The sequence below is a fragment of the Bariatricus sp. HCP28S3_D3 genome (genome assembly GCF_052065755.1).
GTDB lineage: Bacteria > Bacillota > Clostridia > Lachnospirales > Lachnospiraceae > Allocoprococcus.
Map to the genome: position 1 here is coordinate 1 of NZ_JBQHTK010000102.1, position 580 is coordinate 580.

Here is a 580-nt window from a genome sequence, read left to right on the forward strand (position 1 = left end):
AAGAGAGAATACCTTCCATCAGGGATAACCGATGTTCTTTCTTCACTGGATTTCATTGAAAGGGGCTATAATCTTTGTATTCTCGGCGAATCTGATGCCGGAAAGTCCTATCTGGCCAAGGCCATTGGTATTAAAGCCTGCAATAGATATAACGTTGGATATTTTCATAGTGAAGAGCTCCTGGAGAGCATGGTTGCTCTTAAAGAGCAGGACTATGATAAATATGCCCGCAAGATGAAAAAGTATCTTAAATGGGATCTGATCATCCTTGATGACTTTCTGCTTCATACGATCACAGATGAGCGCGAAATCAAGATTCTTTTTGAATTACTGGAGAAACGCAATGAACAGCACCGGAGTACGATCGTTTGCTCTCAACGGGATCCAGACAGCTGGAAAGCTATGATTTTGAATGATGAAGTGTCTGCTAATTCCATCATGAAAAGAGCAACAAAACACTACACAATCAAGATAAACATACGATAACTTATCAACAATCAACTAAATACGAGCGGCCGTTCTGCTCCGCATAGCGGCCGTTGAAAAACGCATTTGCGACCGCCAGAGGGCGCAAACTGCA

Annotated in this window: 1 protein-coding gene; it reads left to right on the forward strand. The window is 42.4% G+C overall.

All coding sequences use genetic code 11. The features are described 5' to 3' along the window. A partial coding sequence (locus ACTNB3_RS17905; protein ID WP_441027315.1) for an ATP-binding protein occupies window positions 1–486 on the forward strand: 486 nt, incomplete at its 5' end. Window positions 487–580: the final 94 nt, after the last annotated feature.